The 20120-nt window shown below is 37.6% G+C and carries 18 protein-coding genes; 1 reads left to right on the top strand and 17 read right to left on the bottom strand.

The features are described 5' to 3' along the window. The first annotated feature begins 144 nt into the window (after nucleotides 1-144). Nucleotides 145-630, top strand: a complete 486-nt coding sequence (locus ACQ5H4_RS12755; RefSeq protein ID WP_430775301.1) for a hypothetical protein — start codon at nucleotides 145-147, stop codon at nucleotides 628-630. Nucleotides 631-725: 95 nt separating this feature from the next. Here the strand turns inward: ACQ5H4_RS12755 and ACQ5H4_RS12750 are convergent, their stop codons facing one another. From ACQ5H4_RS12750 to ACQ5H4_RS12670, 17 genes are all read right to left on the bottom strand, one after another. Further along, nucleotides 726-1523 (bottom strand): ABC transporter ATP-binding protein, encoded by a 798-nt coding sequence (locus ACQ5H4_RS12750; protein WP_430775300.1) that lies wholly within the window; start codon nucleotides 1521-1523, stop codon nucleotides 726-728. 117 nt (nucleotides 1524-1640) lie between these two features. Beyond that, nucleotides 1641-4448: a M14 family metallopeptidase gene (locus ACQ5H4_RS12745; RefSeq protein WP_430775299.1), complete on the bottom strand. Its 2808-nt coding sequence runs from the start codon at nucleotides 4446-4448 to the stop codon at nucleotides 1641-1643. 628 nt (nucleotides 4449-5076) lie between these two features. Beyond that, nucleotides 5077-5784 (bottom strand): response regulator, encoded by a 708-nt coding sequence (locus tag ACQ5H4_RS12740; RefSeq protein WP_430775298.1) that lies wholly within the window; start codon nucleotides 5782-5784, stop codon nucleotides 5077-5079. Then, nucleotides 5757-7373, bottom strand: a complete 1617-nt coding sequence (locus tag ACQ5H4_RS12735) for an ATP-binding protein (protein ID WP_430775297.1) — start codon at nucleotides 7371-7373, stop codon at nucleotides 5757-5759. The genes ACQ5H4_RS12740 and ACQ5H4_RS12735 overlap by 28 nt, the downstream gene beginning before the upstream one ends. Nucleotides 7374-7445: 72 nt before the next feature. Then, complete coding sequence (locus ACQ5H4_RS12730; protein ID WP_430775296.1) at nucleotides 7446-8972, bottom strand: tripartite tricarboxylate transporter permease; 1527 nt, start codon at nucleotides 8970-8972, stop codon at nucleotides 7446-7448. A 33-nt stretch (nucleotides 8973-9005) separates the two neighbouring features. Continuing rightward, nucleotides 9006-9458, bottom strand: a complete 453-nt coding sequence (locus ACQ5H4_RS12725; protein ID WP_430775295.1) for a tripartite tricarboxylate transporter TctB family protein — start codon at nucleotides 9456-9458, stop codon at nucleotides 9006-9008. A 57-nt stretch (nucleotides 9459-9515) separates the two neighbouring features. Further along, nucleotides 9516-10547, bottom strand: coding sequence for a Bug family tripartite tricarboxylate transporter substrate binding protein (locus ACQ5H4_RS12720; protein WP_430775294.1), 1032 nt, complete (start codon nucleotides 10545-10547; stop codon nucleotides 9516-9518). A gap of 169 nt (nucleotides 10548-10716) precedes the next feature. Further along, a complete protein-coding gene (locus ACQ5H4_RS12715; RefSeq protein ID WP_430775293.1) occupies nucleotides 10717-10971 on the bottom strand; it encodes a hypothetical protein in 255 nt (84 codons plus the stop codon). Nucleotides 10972-10998: 27 nt separating this feature from the next. Then, a complete protein-coding gene (locus ACQ5H4_RS12710) occupies nucleotides 10999-11889 on the bottom strand; it encodes an acyl-ACP desaturase (protein ID WP_430775292.1) in 891 nt (296 codons plus the stop codon). A gap of 127 nt (nucleotides 11890-12016) precedes the next feature. Continuing rightward, on the bottom strand, nucleotides 12017-13030 hold the full coding sequence (locus ACQ5H4_RS12705) for an SIS domain-containing protein (RefSeq protein ID WP_430775291.1): 1014 nt from the start codon (nucleotides 13028-13030) through the stop codon (nucleotides 12017-12019). Nucleotides 13031-13042: 12 nt separating this feature from the next. Next, nucleotides 13043-14056 (bottom strand): SIS domain-containing protein, encoded by a 1014-nt coding sequence (locus ACQ5H4_RS12700; protein WP_430775290.1) that lies wholly within the window; start codon nucleotides 14054-14056, stop codon nucleotides 13043-13045. A 26-nt stretch (nucleotides 14057-14082) separates the two neighbouring features. Further along, nucleotides 14083-14910, bottom strand: a complete 828-nt coding sequence (locus ACQ5H4_RS12695; protein ID WP_430775289.1) for a sugar phosphate isomerase/epimerase family protein — start codon at nucleotides 14908-14910, stop codon at nucleotides 14083-14085. Nucleotides 14911-14989: 79 nt separating this feature from the next. Then, entirely contained in the window at nucleotides 14990-15820 is an 831-nt protein-coding gene (locus ACQ5H4_RS12690; protein ID WP_430775288.1) for a carbohydrate ABC transporter permease, read from the bottom strand. A 4-nt stretch (nucleotides 15821-15824) separates the two neighbouring features. Further along, nucleotides 15825-16715: a carbohydrate ABC transporter permease gene (locus tag ACQ5H4_RS12685; protein WP_430775287.1), complete on the bottom strand. Its 891-nt coding sequence runs from the start codon at nucleotides 16713-16715 to the stop codon at nucleotides 15825-15827. Between the two features lie 57 nt (nucleotides 16716-16772). Beyond that, complete coding sequence (locus tag ACQ5H4_RS12680) at nucleotides 16773-18062, bottom strand: ABC transporter substrate-binding protein (protein ID WP_430775286.1); 1290 nt, start codon at nucleotides 18060-18062, stop codon at nucleotides 16773-16775. A 114-nt stretch (nucleotides 18063-18176) separates the two neighbouring features. Further along, entirely contained in the window at nucleotides 18177-19013 is an 837-nt protein-coding gene (locus ACQ5H4_RS12675; protein WP_430775285.1) for a PfkB family carbohydrate kinase, read from the bottom strand. A 60-nt stretch (nucleotides 19014-19073) separates the two neighbouring features. Continuing rightward, nucleotides 19074-19802 carry a GntR family transcriptional regulator gene (locus ACQ5H4_RS12670; protein ID WP_430775284.1) on the bottom strand — a complete coding sequence of 243 codons (729 nt, stop codon included), beginning with the start codon at nucleotides 19800-19802 and terminating at the stop codon, nucleotides 19074-19076. Nucleotides 19803-20120: the final 318 nt, after the last annotated feature.

Below are 20120 nucleotides of genomic sequence, written 5' to 3'. Positions count from 1 at the left end.
CACAGTTATGAAAAAATCTTTAACAACTATTGTTCATGTAAATAAAAAAAGGCGACTTCTTGGAAAGCAACCTTTCTTGGATTTCTAGTATATAAAATTTGCCATGAGAAAAAATAAGTCTAACTTTAAAAAGGAGTATATAAAATGCAGAATATCATCGAGAATTTAGATTTTGGTGCAAAGGGCTTATGGTTTCCGGTAATTATAAGCATTTTATTAACCGTAACAGCCCTTTTGGTACGTAAGAAAAATATTTCTTGGAGGGAAATCTATATTACTTTTGGAGTTGTAGGGTTTGCTACTTGGTTTAGCGACGGCATGATTGCTAGGGTCATTGATGTTTTTGATATTGGTCACCCAAAAAAGGCTGGCATTGGAGATATTCTCAGTTATACCTTTATACCAACCTCACTTTCCATTCTTTACTTAAATTACCTAACAAAGAAAAATAAGTGGAAATTGACAATTATTTTTACTTTTCTATCACTTTTAATAGAATTTGGGATGATCCATTCTGGATATATGAAATACAAAGGATGGCATTGGTCTATTTCCATTTTCGTTTTCCTTCTAACTTTTGGTTTTTTATTACCCAAGCATATATCGATTATTAGGAATTTTGACAAGTAATGTTTTTATCAATAACAAAGGGGACATTAATCTGTAAAAATTATATCTATGAAATCGATCCCCTTTTTCACTGGACTTCTAAATCATAAGAAGGATCAGGAGCAATCTTTACTTGCTGTACGTTTAGAAACCAATGGTCTACCGTTCTTCCATATCACTTCTACATCCATAGTAAGGAAGTGAGACAATTTAGAACTTGAAATCATTTCATTTGTATCTCCTGCCGAAAAAACATGTCCTTCTTTTAATAGCAATGTTTTATTAAAAACAGGCAAAATTTCTTCTACATGGTGAGTTACATAAACCATTGTTGGTGCATGTCCTCTTTTAGCAATTTCCTCGATTGTTTCTGAAAATTCTTCTCGTGCAATGAAGTCTAACCCATTCGTAGGTTCATCCAGGATTAGTAGAGACGGGTTTGTCATTAAAGAACGTCCGATAAGAACTCTTTGCTTTTCTCCTTGTGAGAGATTCTCATAATTACGATTCGCATAATGGATGCAGCCAAGCTCCTTTAATAAAGTGATGGCTCTTTCTCTAACTTCATCTGAGGGTGTTTCATAAAGACCAATGGAAGCATAAGCACCACTTAATACGACCTCAAAAGCATTATCCCCAGGATGGAATTTTTGTTGTAAAGAATAAGATACAAACCCAATATGCTTTCGGAGTTCACCCCCAATAGGATCTCTCCCGAATTCTCTTCCTAGCACGCTGACTTTCCCTTTTGTTGGATAATAATAGCCATTTACTATATTGAGCAAAGCGGTTTTTCCAGCACCATTTAAACCAAATAGAACCCAATTGTCCCCTTTATGAACGCTCCAATTAATATGCTGTAATATCCACTTCTCCCCTTTTATTAACGAAACATCTTCCATATGTAATACCATCTTGTTTCTCCCTTCACTCCCTCAGGTTACCGTTATATTATCACATTATTGCAAATTTTTATTAATAAAAAACAGAAGGTTCTCAACCTGAGATTGAGAACCTTCCTGTTTGTTTTTCTACTCTCTATCTCTTCCTTTTTCAAAGAAGGACGGTTCCACTTGGTTGTTCTTCTTAATGACTTTATCCTTCACAGAGCCTTTGCCGTTCTTCGCTACTACAGATCCAACCGAAGCAAAGATGCTATTAGCTAGTAGACGATAGCTATGTTGCGTATGTGCTCTAAAAGCTAAATCATTAGCAAATAAAGTGATGTTCGTGTCTTCAAGATTTTGAGTAAAGGCAAGTGTTTGACCCTTTGCCTCATCGTGTCCTGGCCACCAGCCAGCAACGTAGAAGTCATCACTGCTACTTACAGTTGCAAGTACCTCTGCCTCCTTAGGAACGGAAGTAATCCACGCTCCATTGGTTGTATATAGTAGCTCATCGGCCTGATAGCCAGAAGTTAGTAGATGATCATTTACTTTTGCTTTTAACAGCCCTTCGTGTCCTGCACTTGTGTAATCCCAATCATATCCTGGTAGCAAACCGCTATTTTTCACAGCATTAAGCGCATAAACACCCATACCAACATACGATTTCCCTGAAAGACCACTAGTATTAAAGGTACCACTATCACTTACAATTACATCTGCTTCCGCTTGGCTCACTAGTTCGAAACCTAATTCCTTCAACGAGAAAATTAATTGGGATGACCCCGTTACAGCCACTTTAGGAAGAGTTAATTTTTCTGTTTTTACATTTTGCGTCGTACCAACTGGAGAAGCTTCGTAATAAAAATCAGCATAAGCAGCTAAATCTTTTGTATTTACAATGTAATCTCCTTTATTCACCTTGCCCTTTGTTTCCACTGCTTTTTCAACGACTTTACCGTCTCTTAATAGCTCATTTACTAGTTTCACTGTGTCATTATTAGTGTTTGATAATACTTGTTTTGGTGTTTTACCAACCACTTTACCTGTAGGTAATGTAATATTTTCTACCTCTGTCGTTTTGTTTTCAAAAGCATTGGATACACGAACTTCATCAATATCAAACCCTCTTAAAGCCGGGAAGTTAACAACGATCGGATCGTACATGGCTCCCCAGTCCGATACATCATCACCTTTGTAAAGCATCGCATTGGCCAATCCACGTTTAGCTTGGTCCATTGGAACTACATATGTTCCTTTTGGATAAGTGACACCATTTACTTCTGTATTTGTTGTCGTTTGTTCTACCTTTACACCGTTACGAAGTAAATAATCTATCATTTTCGTTGCTTCAAGAGTATTTTTTTGCCCCGCCACATCAGCTGGTATTACATAATATTCAGGGAAGAAGTTTTCATTGTCTCCTCTTACACGACCAATTGATTCTCCGTTAGCATTAACAAAGTATTCATCAACAGCACGATTATCTTCCCCATTTACACCACGCTTAAAAATTTCAAGCTGGTTTTTGTAAAGTTCATCTTTGTTTTCAGTAACATAAAGCGTAGCACCAAGACCCGTACCATACATAGCATCATATCCATTTTGACTTAATGCTGGTGTTTCAATGGTATGGCCAAGTGAACCATGCAACATCGTATACATCGCTGTATAGGCTGGAGTCATATCATCCCAACCATCCCCATAATCTAAGGCTGGAATTTGATAAGAGTTATAAGCAGAATTACTAATCCCTGCTTTCCCCATCGCATGAGCTTGGTCAATCATATTGCTATAAAGTAAATCATACTCAAAGTTCGGGTTATGTGGAGGAGTAGTTGGTTCAATTAAGAACCCATTTACATATCCATGCATATCAAGGAAGGAAAGTGGAGTCCACTTCGCAATCTCTTGAGTGAATTCCTGTGTTTCGATTTGAGTTTGATAGTGATTATCACGGTTTAAGTCAAATCCATTAGCATTTGCTCTAGTGTTAAGAACTCTGCCATCAGGGTTATTCGTAAACATATAAAGGAAGATGACATCATCAAGAACTTCATCCACATTCAATGTTACAGGTTTTTCCAGATCGTCAACAACCGTATTAAAAGTGACTTCCTCTTCAAGGGCAAATTTCTTAAATAACTCAACTTGTGCATCTACCCCCTCCACTTCATCAGGGTGAATATTGTTAATCCACACGGGAACTTGATAATCTCCCATTGTTCCATTTTGAAGCTTTTCTAACAAACTTTCAGGATTTTCTAATGCGGTAGGTAAAGTTTCGTTCAAATACTTATCAACTGCGGCTTGATCTCTTGCTAAAATAACAAAATGTAGGTCCCGACCTTGTACAGTTTTACCAAGACTTTGGTACTCAAGATAACGGTCATTTGCCGCATTTGCTTCCTCGAATACTTGATCAATCGTTGGCTTTAATTCCTCATAGAAATGAAATTGATCATACACATTAAGTTTGACCGTTTTGGATGCCTTTGTTTGACTTGCAGGATGTATTAACGCTAGCTCATAGTCTCCAATGTATTGTTGATATTGCGTACGAATCGTACGGTTTGAGAGATTGTCTCTATTATAAAGAAGACCAAACTCTAATGTTGCCTTGATGGTTGTTGTGCCATCAACAAAATGTGGCTCTTCGATCACCTTAATAAAAGGTTCGCCATTATAATTTGTCCCACTTGTCCACTTTTTCCATTCGGAGAGGCTCTTTCCTCCAAATTGAAACTCTAGTTGACTCAAATCAATATTATCCCCAAAATCCGCTTGAACTTCTACTGTTCTAGCCTCTGTTAATGAGAATAAAGACCTACTAGTCTCTAACTCTATCACATCGTAGGCTTCAACTGTTTCATTAGCTAAAACAGGAAATGCTGCCTGTGTGAATAGGGCTAGAACTAGTAAAAATCCTAGTAAAGCCGAAAATCGTTTCTTCATAAAATCATCCCTTCTATGTATATAATAGACTACCAAGTTAACGTAACAGAATATTCGGAAAACAAACAGGGGATTTAGTTCGATATACGAAGGGAATTGTTCGACAAATTCCGGCATTTACCTTGGATATATTGCTAACTACTAGTTCATAAGTCTCAACCTGCCCATAAAAACCTCTTCCCATGTTAGGAAAAACCCGTGATAGTGCTCTTTAGTCATTATTTGATTGTCTGATTTCAAGGGAGATTTGGACAAGATTTGATAGAATTTGATTTTAGGAGTCTGAATCTAGGGGGGATTTGGACAGGTTTTTGATTGAAATTGACTTTGGGTGTCCGAATCCAGGCGGTATTCGGACAGGGCTTGATAGAATTTGACTTTGAGCGTCCGAATCCAGAGGGTATTCAGACAGGACTCGATGGAATTTCCACTTGGGTGTCCGGATCCAGGCGGTATTCGGACAGGTTACGAACGATTTTCCACTTGGCTGTCCGAATCCAGCCTTCGAATGCCAATTATACTAAATAACTAGAATATTCCTTTGTATAAAAGAGAATAGCGTGAGTCAATTCTCACGCTATTTTATGTGTCATTTTATACTTATGCACCCGAAAACTATCATAGCAACCTATCTTTCTACAATATAAACACGTTCAGGACGGCCAACTGTCCCATAGGCTAAATCGGCTTCAATTTTTTCTACCGATACTAGATGCTCTAAATAACGGCGAGCGGTTGTTCTACTAACTCCAATTTCCTTTGCCACGCTTTCTGCTGTTAGACCCACTCCTACTTTTCCTAAAACTTCGAGTACTTTTTCAAGGGTTAATGGGTCAATTCCCTTTGGTAAATATGAGCGATCATTGTTACTAGTTACTTCTACTTCTTTCCGTAAAAGACTGTCAACCTCTTGCTGTGTAATAAGCGTATTTTCTTTTCCTAATAATTGTAGTTTTTTATGGAAATCTTGATATCGTTGCAATGCTTGCTTAAAACGGTCAAAGACGACAGGTTTAATCATATAATCGAACACACCGATACTAATTGCCTCTTGAACTTTATCTAACTCCTTTGTAGCGGTAATCATGATCACATTTGTATGCTTTTCAAGCTGTTTCGTTTCTTTCAGTAAATCCAATCCATTCATATCCGGAAAATAAACATCTAACAGGAGCAAATCTGGCTTCAAGATATCAATCAATGTTCTCGCCTCTAGATAACTAGCGGCAATCCCAACGACTTGAAATCCTTGTATTTGTTCTATATACCGCTGTTGTATCTCAGCAATTCTGAGATCATCTTCGACAATTAACACTTCGATCTCACGGTTCCGCATTGTTGACTCCCCCTATTTTTCGGTATCGCTACAGTAAAAATCGTACCCTCCCCTGATCTTGTTGAAAAGGTAATAGTCCCACCAAGAGCTTCAATTTCCTTATGAACGAGACTTAGTCCGATACCCGCATTACTCTTTTTGTTCTTGGTTGAATACCCTTCGCGAAAAATCAAATCACTTTTGCTACTTTCGATACCATTTCCGTTATCTTCGACCTCAATAATTAGATCTTTCCCGAGATCGGTTAGAAACAGGGTTACCATTTTTTCTTCTTTTTCATTGTCCCTTACTGCTTCAAAAGCATTGTTGACTAAGTTCCCAATTATCGTGACTAGCGAGTCTCTATTCATCTCATCAGGAATATCTTTAAAACTACTCTCTCTATCTAAAAGGAAATTCACTTTCCATTCACTCGCCAAGCTAATCTTTCCTAGGACAAATCCAGCAATTATAGGATCAGGAATTTCTTTCATCAGAAATTGAATGAACCCTTGCGCAACATCCACTTCATGAGATATAAAATCAATTGCTTCTTTATATGACCCTAATTGGATTAAACCTAATAAAGTATAAAGACGGTTGGAGTACTCATGTGTTTGTGCTCGTAATCCCTCTGCATAAGCCTTTACATGGGATAATTCCTGTAGTAAATGTGCTAGCTCAGATTTATTCCTTAAACTAGCAACCGCTCCAATAACGTTCCCTTTCGTATTATGGATAGGAATTCGATTAGTCAAATAGACCGAACCAAAAATCATCATTTCTTGGTCATATTCCGCCATTCCTGTCCGAACCACACTTAGGAGTTTTGTGTTCTCTAAAACCTCTTCAATTTTCTTACCCCGGAGTAGGACCTCATTGGGTACACGTAAAATTTTATGAGCGGTTTCATTTACAACTGTGATCCTACCATCTGTGTCTATTGCAATAATTCCTTCATGAATTGATTCTAAAATGGCATGTTTCTCCTGATACATCCAGGCAATTTCTTTTGGTTCTAATCCAAACATGGCTTTTTTAATATTTAAAGAGATTAAAAGAGCCGCTAGTAGGCCACCTATTAAAATCAGGAAAGTAACCACAAATATCTTTTTTTGTATTTTTGCCACCTTCATCTCTATATCCGTCTGGAGATACCCAACTGATACCACACCAATGACTTCTCCATGGTGAAAAATAGGTGTTTTCCCCCTGAGTGAAGGCCCTAATGTCCCCGTTGACTCTGAGATAATTGATTCCCCTTTAAAAACACGAGTATTATCTCCCCCAACCATCTTCTGTCCTAAACGAATAGGGTTCGGATGGGAATATCTAACCTCAGCTAGGTTCCCGATAACAATAAATTCCGCACCTACTTGATTTCGGATTTTTTCTGCAATGGGTTGAATAATAGATGCCGGATCTTCTGTCTGAAAAGCATCTTGTATTTCCGGTATATTTGCGACAGATTGGGCCACTGATAAGGCTTTTGAACCCATTTCATTTTTTAGATTCGTTTCCATGATTTGTTTAAAGGTATACCCAAATAACCCTCCAATCACAATAATGACAATAAAAATTCCTAGCATTAACTTTGTATGTAAACGCATCCAAACACCTCTATTCTCATTATAGTAAAAAAACTCCTTATTAAAAGGAGTTTTCGAACTATTTCAAATAATTTATCCTTCTACATTAATAATGACTTCTTTCCCTCTTCTCTTCATTAGGAAAGGAATGATTAGCCAAAGGAGTGTAATGAGTAGAAAAGCTAGAGAAATTGGTCTTGTTAAAAACACACTGAAATCTCCATTAGAAATGGTTAACGCTCTTCGTAGATTATTTTCAACCATCGGCCCTAACACCAACCCTAGTACTAGTGGTGCGATCGGATAATCGTTTTTGTTCAAAAAGTACCCAAGAATTCCACATCCTAATAACAGCAATAAATCGTATGTGGAAACTTGAACGGCATACACACCAAAAATGGAGATAGCGATAATAATTGGTATTAAGAATTGCTTTGGTGTTTGAATAATTTTTGCAAACACTTTTACCAATGGAAGATTTAAGATTAATAGCATAATATTCCCGATAAACATACTAGCAATTAGTCCCCAGGCTACCTGTGGGTGGTCTTCAAATAATAGCGGCCCAGGTTGGACGTTATACATCATCAGTGCTCCCATTAATATTGCAGTGGTACCTGAGCCAGGAATACCAAGCGTTAATAGCGGGATCATTGCACCACCCGATGCTGCATTATTTGCAGACTCCGGCGCTGCAACCCCTGCAATGGATCCCTTACCGAACTTAGAAGGGTTCTTAGAAATCTTTTTTTCCAGAATATAAGAAAAGAAGGAAGCGAGCGTCGCACCAGCTCCAGGTAATATTCCTACAAAAAAGCCGAGTATCGAACCTCTAGCAATCGGTCCAGCTGATTCCTTGAATTCATCCTTGGAAGGCAGTAAATTATTGATTTTTGCAATATGAACCTCATCTTCTTCTTTTTCTAAGATCGTCTTGAAAACTTCTCCTAGAGCAAACAATCCAACAGCTATCGTTAAAAATTCAATACCTTGATAGAGCCACGGAACATCAAACGTAAATCTAGCAATACCTGAGACATTATCAATTCCGATCGTTCCAAGAAGTAACCCACAAATGGTCATTATCAATGCCTTTGTAACAGATTTTCCGGCTAAACCACTAACAGCACCTAGACCTAATAACATGAGAGAAAAATATTCAGCAGGTCCAAATTTTAGTGCAACAGCTGACAGTGGTTTGGCCAATGCAATGAGGGCCACAAGTGTGATAATACCAGCAACAAATGAACCAATCGCTGCTATCGATAGTGCACTTCCTGCTCTTCCGTTTTTCGCCATTTGATATCCATCTAATGTCGTAACAACTGATGATGATTCCCCTGGCGTATTTAGTAGAATTGATGTGGTCGAACCACCATACATCGCTCCGTAATATACCCCAGCTAGTAGAATAATTGCACTCGTAGCTGCTTGCTCTGGAGGAAGTCCACCTGTAATGGATGCGGTGACTGGGATTAGCAGTGCTACCCCACTCATTGGACCAATTCCAGGCAGCACACCAACAGCTGTTCCTATTAGCACGCCGACAAATGCAAACGCGATATTATACCAGATTAGTGCTGTTCCAAAACCTTGAAATAAATAGTCAAGTGTGTCCATGCTTCCCTTCTCCTCTCTATACCCCTTTCATAGCTAAAACCAAATTGGCCAGCCAGGAAGAGTTCCTTTTAACACTTGTACATATAAAAAATACACAATTCCTGAAAAACAAGCAGATATGATAAGAGACTTCACCCATTTTGTACGTTCCATTGTCTGAAAACAGACAAATAAAAAGATAAAGGTAGTAATGACGTACCCTATTGTTTCTAATGTCAAAATATAAAAAAGTGTTGCAACAAAGATGATAAAAAATGGCTTGTATTGCAACTTCTCCTTTTCACCCTGAGGGTTCCTTGTCATAATCGTTTCGTAAAATAAACGAATACTTAATAGGACAAGTAAGGCACCGAGTATGGAAGGGAAAATATCAGGGCCTACAGAACTTCCATATGAAGTGCTAGCGAGATTTCGACTGCCGATAATAAACAGAACTCCAATTGCTAGAAACAAGACAGAAGCGATACGATCGAACTTAATATCCATTGGTACTCCCCTTTCAAAAAGCTTAAGGGGAGAAGGAAGCCTCCTCCCCTTAACTATCTATTTCTCCATACCTAACGCTGTTAATAATTGCTGAACCTGTGATTCCTGCTCCTCTAAGAACTTTGTGAAATCGGAGCTGTTTTTGTATTCCATTTCCCAGCCTTGTGTTTCTACTTCCTTCTTCCATTCTGGAGCATTCACAAGCTTTTCTAAGGATGACTCCCAATATTCTTTCGCTTCCTCTGACATTTTTTCAGGACCAAATACTCCACGCCAAATGGTAAACTCAGCTTCGACTCCTTGTTCAATCGCTGTTGGCACATCCTTGAAGTCACCACCAATACGCTCGGTTGAAGTGACAGCTAACACTCGTACATCTCCTGACTTTAAAAATTCTTTTACACTAGAAGCGTCCGTTCCAATTACATCTGCATTTCCACCAAGCAATGCCGTGATCGCTTCTCCCCCACCATCATAGGACACGTACTTCACTTTTGTCGGATCCACACCATATTTATAAGCGGGGAGAATTGAAATTAAGTGATCCATAGATCCTGGGGCAGAACCGCCTGCAAATGTTAGTTTACTAGGATCCTTCTTTACTTCTTCCAAAACTGACTTTAAGTCGGTAAACTTTGAGTCTGCTTTTACAACAATCGCTCCATAATCCTTCGTTAACTGTGCGAGAGGAGTTGTATTTTTGTACCCGAATGGACTATTTCCTTCTTTTTTCAGGTTATTAATGATAATCGGTGGGGAATTAACAAATAGCATGTCATTATTTTCTACTTGTTGGGTCGCATATTCTGCCATAAAAACAGCTCCGCCACCACCCGGTTTATTTTCAACCGTTAACGGTTGTTCCACAATCTTTGTCTCTGCTAACACCTTTGTCAACGATCGGGCCGTTAAGTCCCAACCACCACCTGCTCCTGATGGTGCTACCACCGAAATAGCTTTTGTAGGGTACCCTGAGCTTTTTTTCTTCTTGTCAGATCCTGCTGTTTGTTCACCACTACTGCAGGCACCTAGGCTGAGCGCCAATACTCCTGCACAAAAACAAGCTGAGATTTTTTTAATAGAAAACATTTTGAATCCCCCTTTGTAAGCGTTTTCCTAATTTTACATAACTTTTGAACATTTTTTGAATTATACATTTAAACAACATTAAAAACTTATTAATCATTTTGTTCATATTGTTCATGAGGAAAAACAACACAAAAAAAACCAGTTTCGTCATAGAAACTGGTTACGTCTATTACACTTCTACAGTGAGAATTTCTTCTATTTCTTCTTGAATTTCTTTACTTACGGATAACAAACGTTTTTTTCTTATTTCTAGATCCGTGTCTTTATCAATAAATTGATTGGTATGTTTGTCAAAGCAAGGGAAGCAGATTGAATAGAAGGTTTTTTTCTCCTTCTTTAGAAACTCAAACTCCCAAGTTTCTAACTCCAAATAACTAACTCTGTTATTTGTTTCTTTTTTACAAATCTCGCATTGTGTTGTCATTTTTTTATCCTTCCTTACCTCTTGCTTTTATTTTTTCGCTAATTGACGTTCTTTAATTCTCTTTAAGCGCCCATGATATTTCATAATATTTGCTTGTGATTGTTTCGCTTCCTCAGTAGTAGGCTGAAGGTTTTCGATATCCCAATACGTTACAACCACGTCTAATACTTGATCAAAATACTGTAATGGACCGTAATTCGCTTCTAGCGCGATTGTTTTCATTCTCTCACTAAAATCTGGCATAACGGCACCTGGCATAGAGAAATTGATAATCACATCTTCGAAAAATACAAGGAAATTAGGATCAAGTTCCAGATGTGCTTTCACCGTATCACGATAGAACGCATAATGAAGAGCTTCGTCTTTCGCTAGTCTTCTTAACAAAGTTGCCAAATCTTTATCATGAGGACTAGCAATTTTTGCGACATTATTGTAAAAAACTAAAGTAGCTAACTCTTGCAAAGAAGTATAAGCCATCGTTGCTAATGGGTTCGTGAAGTCAGGGAACCAACCACTTTCAACCATTCGCTTTCTTAGTTCATGTAACCGTTTCGGATCTACGTTACGCGTCACCAATAAATAGGTTTCAAGTAAACTAGAGTGTTGGTCTTCTTCTGCCGTCCATGTGCGAACAAAATCACTAATGACTTCCATAGAGTTTTTAAAAGTATAATCCAAATGAGATGTATACCAAGGCAAATTCACTTCTGTTAGTAATGCTGTCTCAATTGCTACAATAACGGCTTCAGGAAGAGTCACTTGACTTTTATCCCAAGGAACTCTCTTAAAGGACATCGCCTTGTCCCACGGTATGAATTCATGGTAACTCCAGTCAATATTAGCTGACCGTTCCTTATGTAATTGATATAATTCCTTAATTCTTGGTTCTAAACGTGTATCCAAATCTGAATTTAACATCGATTAACCCCTTACATTTTTTACTTTCTAGCTTTAGTAGATGATTTTAACAGAATTTTTCGATAAGATAAAGAAATATGAATAATAAAAAACTGTAAACACAAGAATGTTTACAGTTTTAGGATGATTAGAAAGGAACTTTTTTATAGTATCTTCTTGTCGTGAGAGGATGATTTCTGACTTCTTCTAAATGACAGCTTATTCTTTCTAGTAGAGTTGCCAATACGATTGGCGATAAAAACGGTTTAAATTGCTCTGATATTCCTTCGAGTGGATAATCTTTTGTATCAAACACGGTTAATTCCTTTGAAAAGTGGTTCGCAAAGCGTTCCACTCTTTCCGTCAGAGAACGTACTCTTCCTTCTCCTTTTAACAATACTATACTTGTATCTTCTTCTACTAACTCAAGTGTTCCATGGAAGAAATCAGAGGCGTGAACAGGGCGAGTCTTAATCCACTGCATTTCTTCTAAAATACACATGGCATAATAGTAGGTTTGCCCCCAATCAATTCCCGCTCCAGAAAGGATATGATACGGAGTGTCTTTATGCTTTTGTGCAAACTCTTTTGCCCGATTTTCCGTAGCTTCCTTTACCTTCAATAAAGCTTCTGGTAACATTTTCAGCTCTTCCATCCATTGATGATACTCAGGGAACTCCTGTCTCTTATACATTAACCGAAAAGCGATGAGGAACGATTGAAGGTAGAATGATTCACAAGATGTGTCATCCTCTGCAAAATTGACAAAAGAATAATCCGTCGCTTTAGTAAGAGGTGTATTCGCATGACCTACCAAGCAAATAGTCTTGGCACCCTTTTCCTTACAAAAATTTGCCACTTCCACCGTTTCTCTCGTTGTTCCTGATAAAGACGGAAGAATAACCAAAGATTGTTCACCTAAATGCTGGTGATCCGTAACCATTAATTCAGACGATATTTCTGTAAAAGCCGGTAAGGTTGAGTGATTCTTTAAAATGTATTCTGCCGCATACATTAAGATAGCAGCTCCACCTGTACCAACAAAGAATACATTTTTTATACCTTTTGTGACTAACTCATCTATTACTTCGTCTAATTCGTCTTTTAATCCGATCGCCCCATTTTGAATACGTAAAAATCGATCACTGTCAAAGTTAAACATCGCTTCCACCCCTTAGTACTCCATTTTGCGGTAATATCTTCTAAGCTCTAGAGGATGATTTCTTTCTCTTTCTAGATACACACTAATCTGACCAGTTAATGCCCAGTTTACATTGACAGCAAAAAACTTTCGAAACTTTTCACTAATCCCTTCTAACGGATATTCCTTTGTATCAATGATAAATAATTCTTTTGTAATTTTTTCAGCAAATCTTTCTACTCGATCTACCAGAGGTCTTGTTTCATCTTCCCCCTTAAACAAAATGACACTTGTATCTTCCTCGACCAGCTCTAATGTCCCGTGGAAAAACTCTGCCGCATGAATCGATTTTGATTTAATCCACTGCATTTCTTCTAAGATACACATGGCATAGGAGTAAGTATTACCCCAAAGATTTCCTGCTCCAACTAACATATGGTATCCGGTATCTTTGTGCTTAATGGCAAATTGCTCTGCACGAGGGTCAAATGCTTCAACAGCATGAACGATTCCTTGTGGAAGAAGTGATAACTCTTGAGTAAATTGTTCATAATCAGGGAATTCACCATGATTATGAATGAAACGAGCAGTAAGTAGCTGAAGGTGAACAAAGAACGTGTCAAATGAATGCTTTTCCCTGCCTGTCGAAATGCAATAATCCACAGCATCTGCTAGGGGGGTATCCGGAATGGCAACTAAACCAATGGTCGTCGCCCCTTTGGCTTTACAAAATTCTGCTGCAGCTACGGTTTCTTTCGTTGTACCAGTGACAGAAGCAAATATGCAAACAGAGTCCTTGGTTAAATGACGATTGTTCATGACTATTAATTCAGCTGCAATCTCCGCATGAACATCCAAACTCGAGTTCGATTTAAAAATATATTCATAAGGATACATCATCGCAACGGTTCCACCAGATCCAATCAAAAAGATATTTTTAAAGCCCTTATTTGAAATATCATCTACAATTCTTTCAATTTCACCTTTCTTTGCCATTCCTTCCTCTCCGACTAACTGTAAAAATAGATTTGAATCAAATTTTAACATGACAATCCCTCCACATTTTTTATGAATTAATTTATATAAGGAGCTAACGTTTCAAGAGATTTTTCGATTGCTTCGTTTGGATTCAGCAAATACTCTGTTGAAGTAAATTCGAGAGTAAGCGCACCTTTGTATTCATGCTGAACTAATGTTTGAATATAGCTTTCTAATGGAAGGTTTCCATCTCCCCAGGCTAAATGCCCGGTTGGTTTTCCATCAATAAAATGAATATGGGCGAGTTCCAACTGATCAAAATAGGTTGCTAAATTCTCCCCTTCAACGGACATAGGAATAGTATCCACCATCCCTTTTAAATAAGGAGAAGAAATCTCATTAAGGCATTCTTTTAAATCCGGTAATGTGTTTACGATATTCGACTCCACTTTTTGTAATGGCTCTAACGCTAACACGATTCCTTCTTTTTCAGCATAATTTGATAGAATGCCTAGAGAGGCTTTTGATCTTTTTAATGCCTCCTCACTTCTTTCATTTCGATATCCCCAACCAGCCGTAACTAATACCATAGGAGCTTCTAATTCCACTGCCGCATCAATTGACTTTTGAAAATAACGGATACTTCTCTCTCTTATTTCTGTTTCTTTTGCAGCTAGATTGATTGGATACATACATTGTTCAGGAGTAAAACATACGACTGATAATTCTCGTTGATGAATTTCCCCTCTAATTCGACGAATATCCTGTATCGAAAAATCCTCGACATACATATGCGGAGCGGCACCCCACACTTCAATTTGCTGGAATTCAAAATGCACCATAGCATCCAAAAAGTATTCAAAAGGGTAATGTAGATAATGGAAGTTCATACCAGTAATCTGTTTTCTGGAAATCTTCTTCATTTGCAACCCTCCTATTGGTATATACCATTTATATTCGTCTATATTAGTAAAAAATACCAATATAGACGAATATAAATTTTTATCCTTTCACTCCACCTGCCGATATCCCACGGACAAATTGTTTTTGAAAGATAATATAGGCGATAATCATCGGTAGTGCTGAAATAGCTAATCCCGCCAATTGAATTCCGAAGTTCGTGTTTAATTGACTTCTTAAATTCATCAATCCAACTGGAATGGTTCTAAGGCTTGAATCCTCAATGAAAACCAATGCGAACATGAACTCATTCCAAACATTCATGGCAGTTAAAAGCGCACAAGAAGCAATAATTGGTCTTCCCATTGGAATAACAATATTCCAGTACACTTTCCATCGATTACATCCATCAATAATAGCTGCCTCTTCAAGTTCTCTAGGAATCGATAAAAAATACGATCTCATTAAAAAAATTGCAAATGGCAGTTGGAAAGCCACATATGGAATAATTAACGCCCCATACGTATTGTAAAGTCCAACCCCTTGAAGCAGTTTGTATAGAGGAATCAAACTTACTTGAGGCGCAAGCATTAACCCACTCAAAATGATGATTAATAGTATATTCTGTCCTTTAAAGCGAAATCTACTTAAACCATAAGCTGCCATTGATCCAAACAGTAATACGGTAACGACCGATACCACGGTTATAAACACACTATTAAAAAAGTACTTACCGATTCCAGCATCCCATGCAGCCTTGTAATTTTCCCATATCCACTCTTCAGGAAGGGACCAGGTATTTAAAAAGAAATCACTATTTGTTTTTAACCCGCTTAATGCTAGCCAAATAATCGGGAAGATAATTACTAAGGAAAACAAACTAAACCACACCAAGATAATCACTTGAAAGATTCTATTTTTTAGTATTGTCATCCGCTTATTCCACCTCCTGTCCCGATTTTCCCAACTTCATTTGGATGAGAGATAGGGTCAGCGTGATGATAAATATAATTGTCCCAATCGTGGATGCATAACCCATTTCATCGTTACGAAAAGCTGAACGGTACAACATCGTTCCTAGAACTTCTGTTGATCTTCCCGGTCCACCAAACGTCATCACATAGACCTCATCAAAAACCTTGAAAGCTCCAATTACAGTAATGACACTACCGACCAAAATCATTTCCTTTATTTGTGGTAGTGTGATATGAAAAAATGAGTTAATCTTTGATGCACCATCAATCATCGCTGCCTCATAATATTCCATCGGGATTTTCTGCATAGCAATAAGAAAAAGCATGGTCATATATCCTGTATATTGCCACTGTGACACGGCTACTACTGCATATATCGCTGTTTTACTATCTCCTAACCAGGAATGAACCCACTCTGATTGTCCAATAGCGTTTAACACACCATTCACTAATCCGATTTCCGGATTATAAATCAGCTGCCACATTAAGCCTACTACCGCAATCGATATAACAGAGGGAATAAAGAATACGGTTCTAAAAAAGGGTTGAAACCTTCTAATCAGTTTATCTTCTAATATAGCTGCTATAATGATTCCCCCACCGACCTGGCAGATCAATGAAACAATCGCGTAAAGGGAATTATTTTTTAATGCGGTAAAAAACACGGGATCTTTAAAAAGCCTTACATAATACTCGAAGCCGACAAACGTTTTTCCTGCCTCAAAGGAATTCCACCTAAAAAAACTATTGTATAAATTAAGGACAATCGGTAGAAATACAATAAACAGGATTAGAAGGAGTGCTGGTAAAATAAAAAGGAATGCCGTTCGGCCGTTTCTATATGTTTCTTTCATCCTTCTCCCTCCTATGAGGGGGCAAGTAATAAAGAATGACTACCTGCCCTGTTCTATTTATTCCACTTCACTCTGCACTTGTTTAGCTACAGCTTGAACTTCTTTAAAAATATCCTCTGGAGATTTGGAGCCGTCAAGAAGTAGTTGAATGTTTGATAGATACACGTCTGCGACTTTCGCATGAACATCTGTATCCAACCACTCGGCCATTCCTTCCGCTTGCTTCATGTAATCCACACCTTCAGCCACTTGCTTTAGAGCCGTGTCTGGGTTCGTAGCTCCTTCAATTGGACTCGGCCAACCAATATCCTTCACAAGTTTTAATGAGTTTTCTTTACTTGTTAAAAACTTTAAAAACTCCACTGCTTCTTTTGGATGTTTCGTTTTCGAAGAAACAATAAATCCATCTGGAGCACCAGTTATATAATTTTGACTTCCATCTCCATCAGCTATAGACGGCATAGGGAAGAATCCCCAGTTCCCTTTCAATGCGTTTTCAACATCTTGAAATTCTTCCAATTCCACGTAGAAAATAGCCCCTTTTCCTGCAAAGAACATTTGCTTCACCATATCGTGGGAACTAGAGTTTACGTTCTCCATAAAATAGCCTTTTTCGTTCAATTCTGCTAGCATTTCCATCGCTTTTACGTACCCAGGATCAGTGAACTCTCCTGAACGAGGATTATAATCGTTCATTCGAACTTCTTGATCCACCATTTTTTGGTTCAGTCCCGTTAAGTAATGAATCGCTGCCCAAGGGCTTTCATTCCCAAGCATCAGTGGTGTTTCGCCTTCTTCTTTTAAGGTATCAAGAACATCTAAAAATTCATCCCATGTTTTAGGTGCTTGAAGACCATGCTTATCAAAAATCTCCTTATTATAAACAAAGAACTTTCCATTGAATCTCAAAGGAATTCCGTAATTTTTCCCATCAGACGAAAATGGCTGTAGGGAAGCCGGAATAAAACTGTCTTTCCAGGCTGTGTCTTCTTCTAAATACGGGGTGAGATCTAAGGCGGCATCGGCACGAACAAATTTCCTAGCAAATTCACCTGACCAAGAGAACATAATATCTGGAACCTCACTTCCCCCAAGGATAACCCGTAGTTTATCTTTGATCGGTTCGTCAGCGATCGCTTCCATCTTAATCTTAATATCTGGATTTTGATTTTCGAATTCTTTTACTACTTCCTCAAAATAAGGGGCATATTGTGGTTGAGGCCATTTATGCAAAAATTTTAAGACAATCTTATCCGATTCTTCTTCATTTGATGAGATAGAACTGGAACAACCCGTAATGACCAATGCTAACATAAGCATAAATACAATTAATAATTTTGTTCTCATTCATTGACCCTCCTTATTGTTTTGAGCATAAAATCTTTAAGGTTTTAGTCTTCCAAAACCTCACCACCCCCATCTCTTATCTATCTATGATTCTTAAATTCTTTTAAAAAGAATTTAGAATTCAATACCAAACCCAAAAGCTCCGTCTACTAAGCAAGTTTGAGCAGCAAATTTCGCTCCTGCTTCAAGGCTTTGTTTGATCAACTGCTCCTCCTCCACCTGTATCTTTTTCCCTTTTATGTACTCAAGGATAAAAGCCGTGAAAAAAGAATCTCCTGCGCCAAGAGTATCCACTGGTTTGACATAATGGGGCTTCTGTTCAAAAAAGTTTGTCCCGTTAAATACCATTGCTCCTCTCGAACCCATCGTCCCAATAGCCATCGAACTTCCTAAAGAACACACGAATGATAACAAGTCTTTTATTTCATCTGTTTTTAATTGACCACACGAGAGAAGGCTAATATTTACATGAGGGCAAACCTCTTTTAAAACGCTTTCATTATAATCGGTTGAAAAATCGAAGGAAACGAGAATACCAGTTTCCTTTAACTTGTGTAGTTCTCCTTCCATTCCGCTATAAATACTACTATGTGCTAATTCAAATGTTTGGATATAATTCAAATCTTCTTGTGTGAGAATGATAGGATGAGTATTTTGTACACCTCCATCATTCCCACCGATAAATACTCTGTCCCCATCAACAAGATCAACGGCAGCAAATCCATTTTCCCCAGGATGCTGTCGACAATGAGAGATATCGATCTGCAAATGATTTAGCGTTTCAATAATATGATTTGCTGCTTTATCATCACCAAAAACACCTAAATAAGCAGTATCTACTCCTAGTTGCTTAGCATAGACGCTTAAGTTAAGTGCATTTCCTCCAGGATACATAATTTTCTTGTACATATACTTATCCACCACATTATCTCCAATCCCAATGACTCTCATCACTTTCCCCTCCTCTTCCTTCTATTGGTATATACCATTTTAACTAATCTGAAATGACCGTCATTTCAGATGTAACTCAGAATAAAACCTAACAATATCACTTCTAGTAAGTGATGTTGAATATTCAATTGGATGGCCCTGATCATCGTAGGCAACCGCTTCACGTAATACACATGGACTCTCAGATCGAATTCTAAGTAATTTACTATCACTTTCTTCTGCTAGTTTCACCTTCATATACTCTTTGGCCTTAACTAACGTAATTCCATAATCATTTTCTAACATTTGATAAAGCGAATGTTTATTTGTAATTCGGTGATCAATGTCTGGACAGTATTTATAAGGTATAAAGGATTCTTCAATAGAAATAGGGATTCCATTCACATTTCGCAAACGCTTCAGGATAACAATTTCTTCACCAATTGGGATATGTAGCTTATTTCCAATACCTGGTTTTGCTGCACTCTTTTTAATTGAAAGCACTTGGGTACTTGGTGTTAACCCCTTACCCAACATCGTCCTTGTAAAGCTATTAAAAGTAATGAAATCCATTTCAATTTTATAATTAGAAATAAAGGTTCCTGCACCAACTCTTCGTTCCACTACCCCTTCTCTTTCTAAAATGGAAAGCGTATGTCTTGCTGTCATCCGACTGATTCCATATTGTTCAGCTAATTCCCTCTCAGATGGGAGCTTATCTCCATGTTTTAGTTTTCCACTTTCAATATCATCAATGATTTTATTTTTTAACTGTTGATAAAAAGGTGTTTCTTCTTCCCCTTTATACATTCCCTCACCTGCTTCAAATGGTTAAATACTTTGATCGTTCTATTTACATTATATAGTAAAATTCAATGTTCTGTCTTTTGCTTTTGTAAGTAACTTTGGTATATACCATTTTAGGTAAGGAGGAAATGAAAATCTCTGTAGAGTAGTAATTGATAGGTTTTGATTATAGGATGTTTGAAAGCGATTACATTCTTATTAAATTTAGAATAGTTTAAATATTCAGTGTTGTCAACAAAACTATAGAATTTTTTCAATTTTTCCATCAACAATTTCCAACATATTTTTTAAGCGAACTCTTTTTTTCCCCAAAAGAAAAGA

This window comes from Bacillus coreaensis, assembly GCF_050586445.1.
In the GTDB taxonomy this organism is placed as follows: Bacteria; Bacillota; Bacilli; order Bacillales; family Cytobacillaceae; genus Robertmurraya_A; species Robertmurraya_A coreaensis.
The sequence above is the reverse complement of the archived record's forward strand: the minus strand, read 5'-3'. Positions and strand labels throughout refer to the sequence as shown.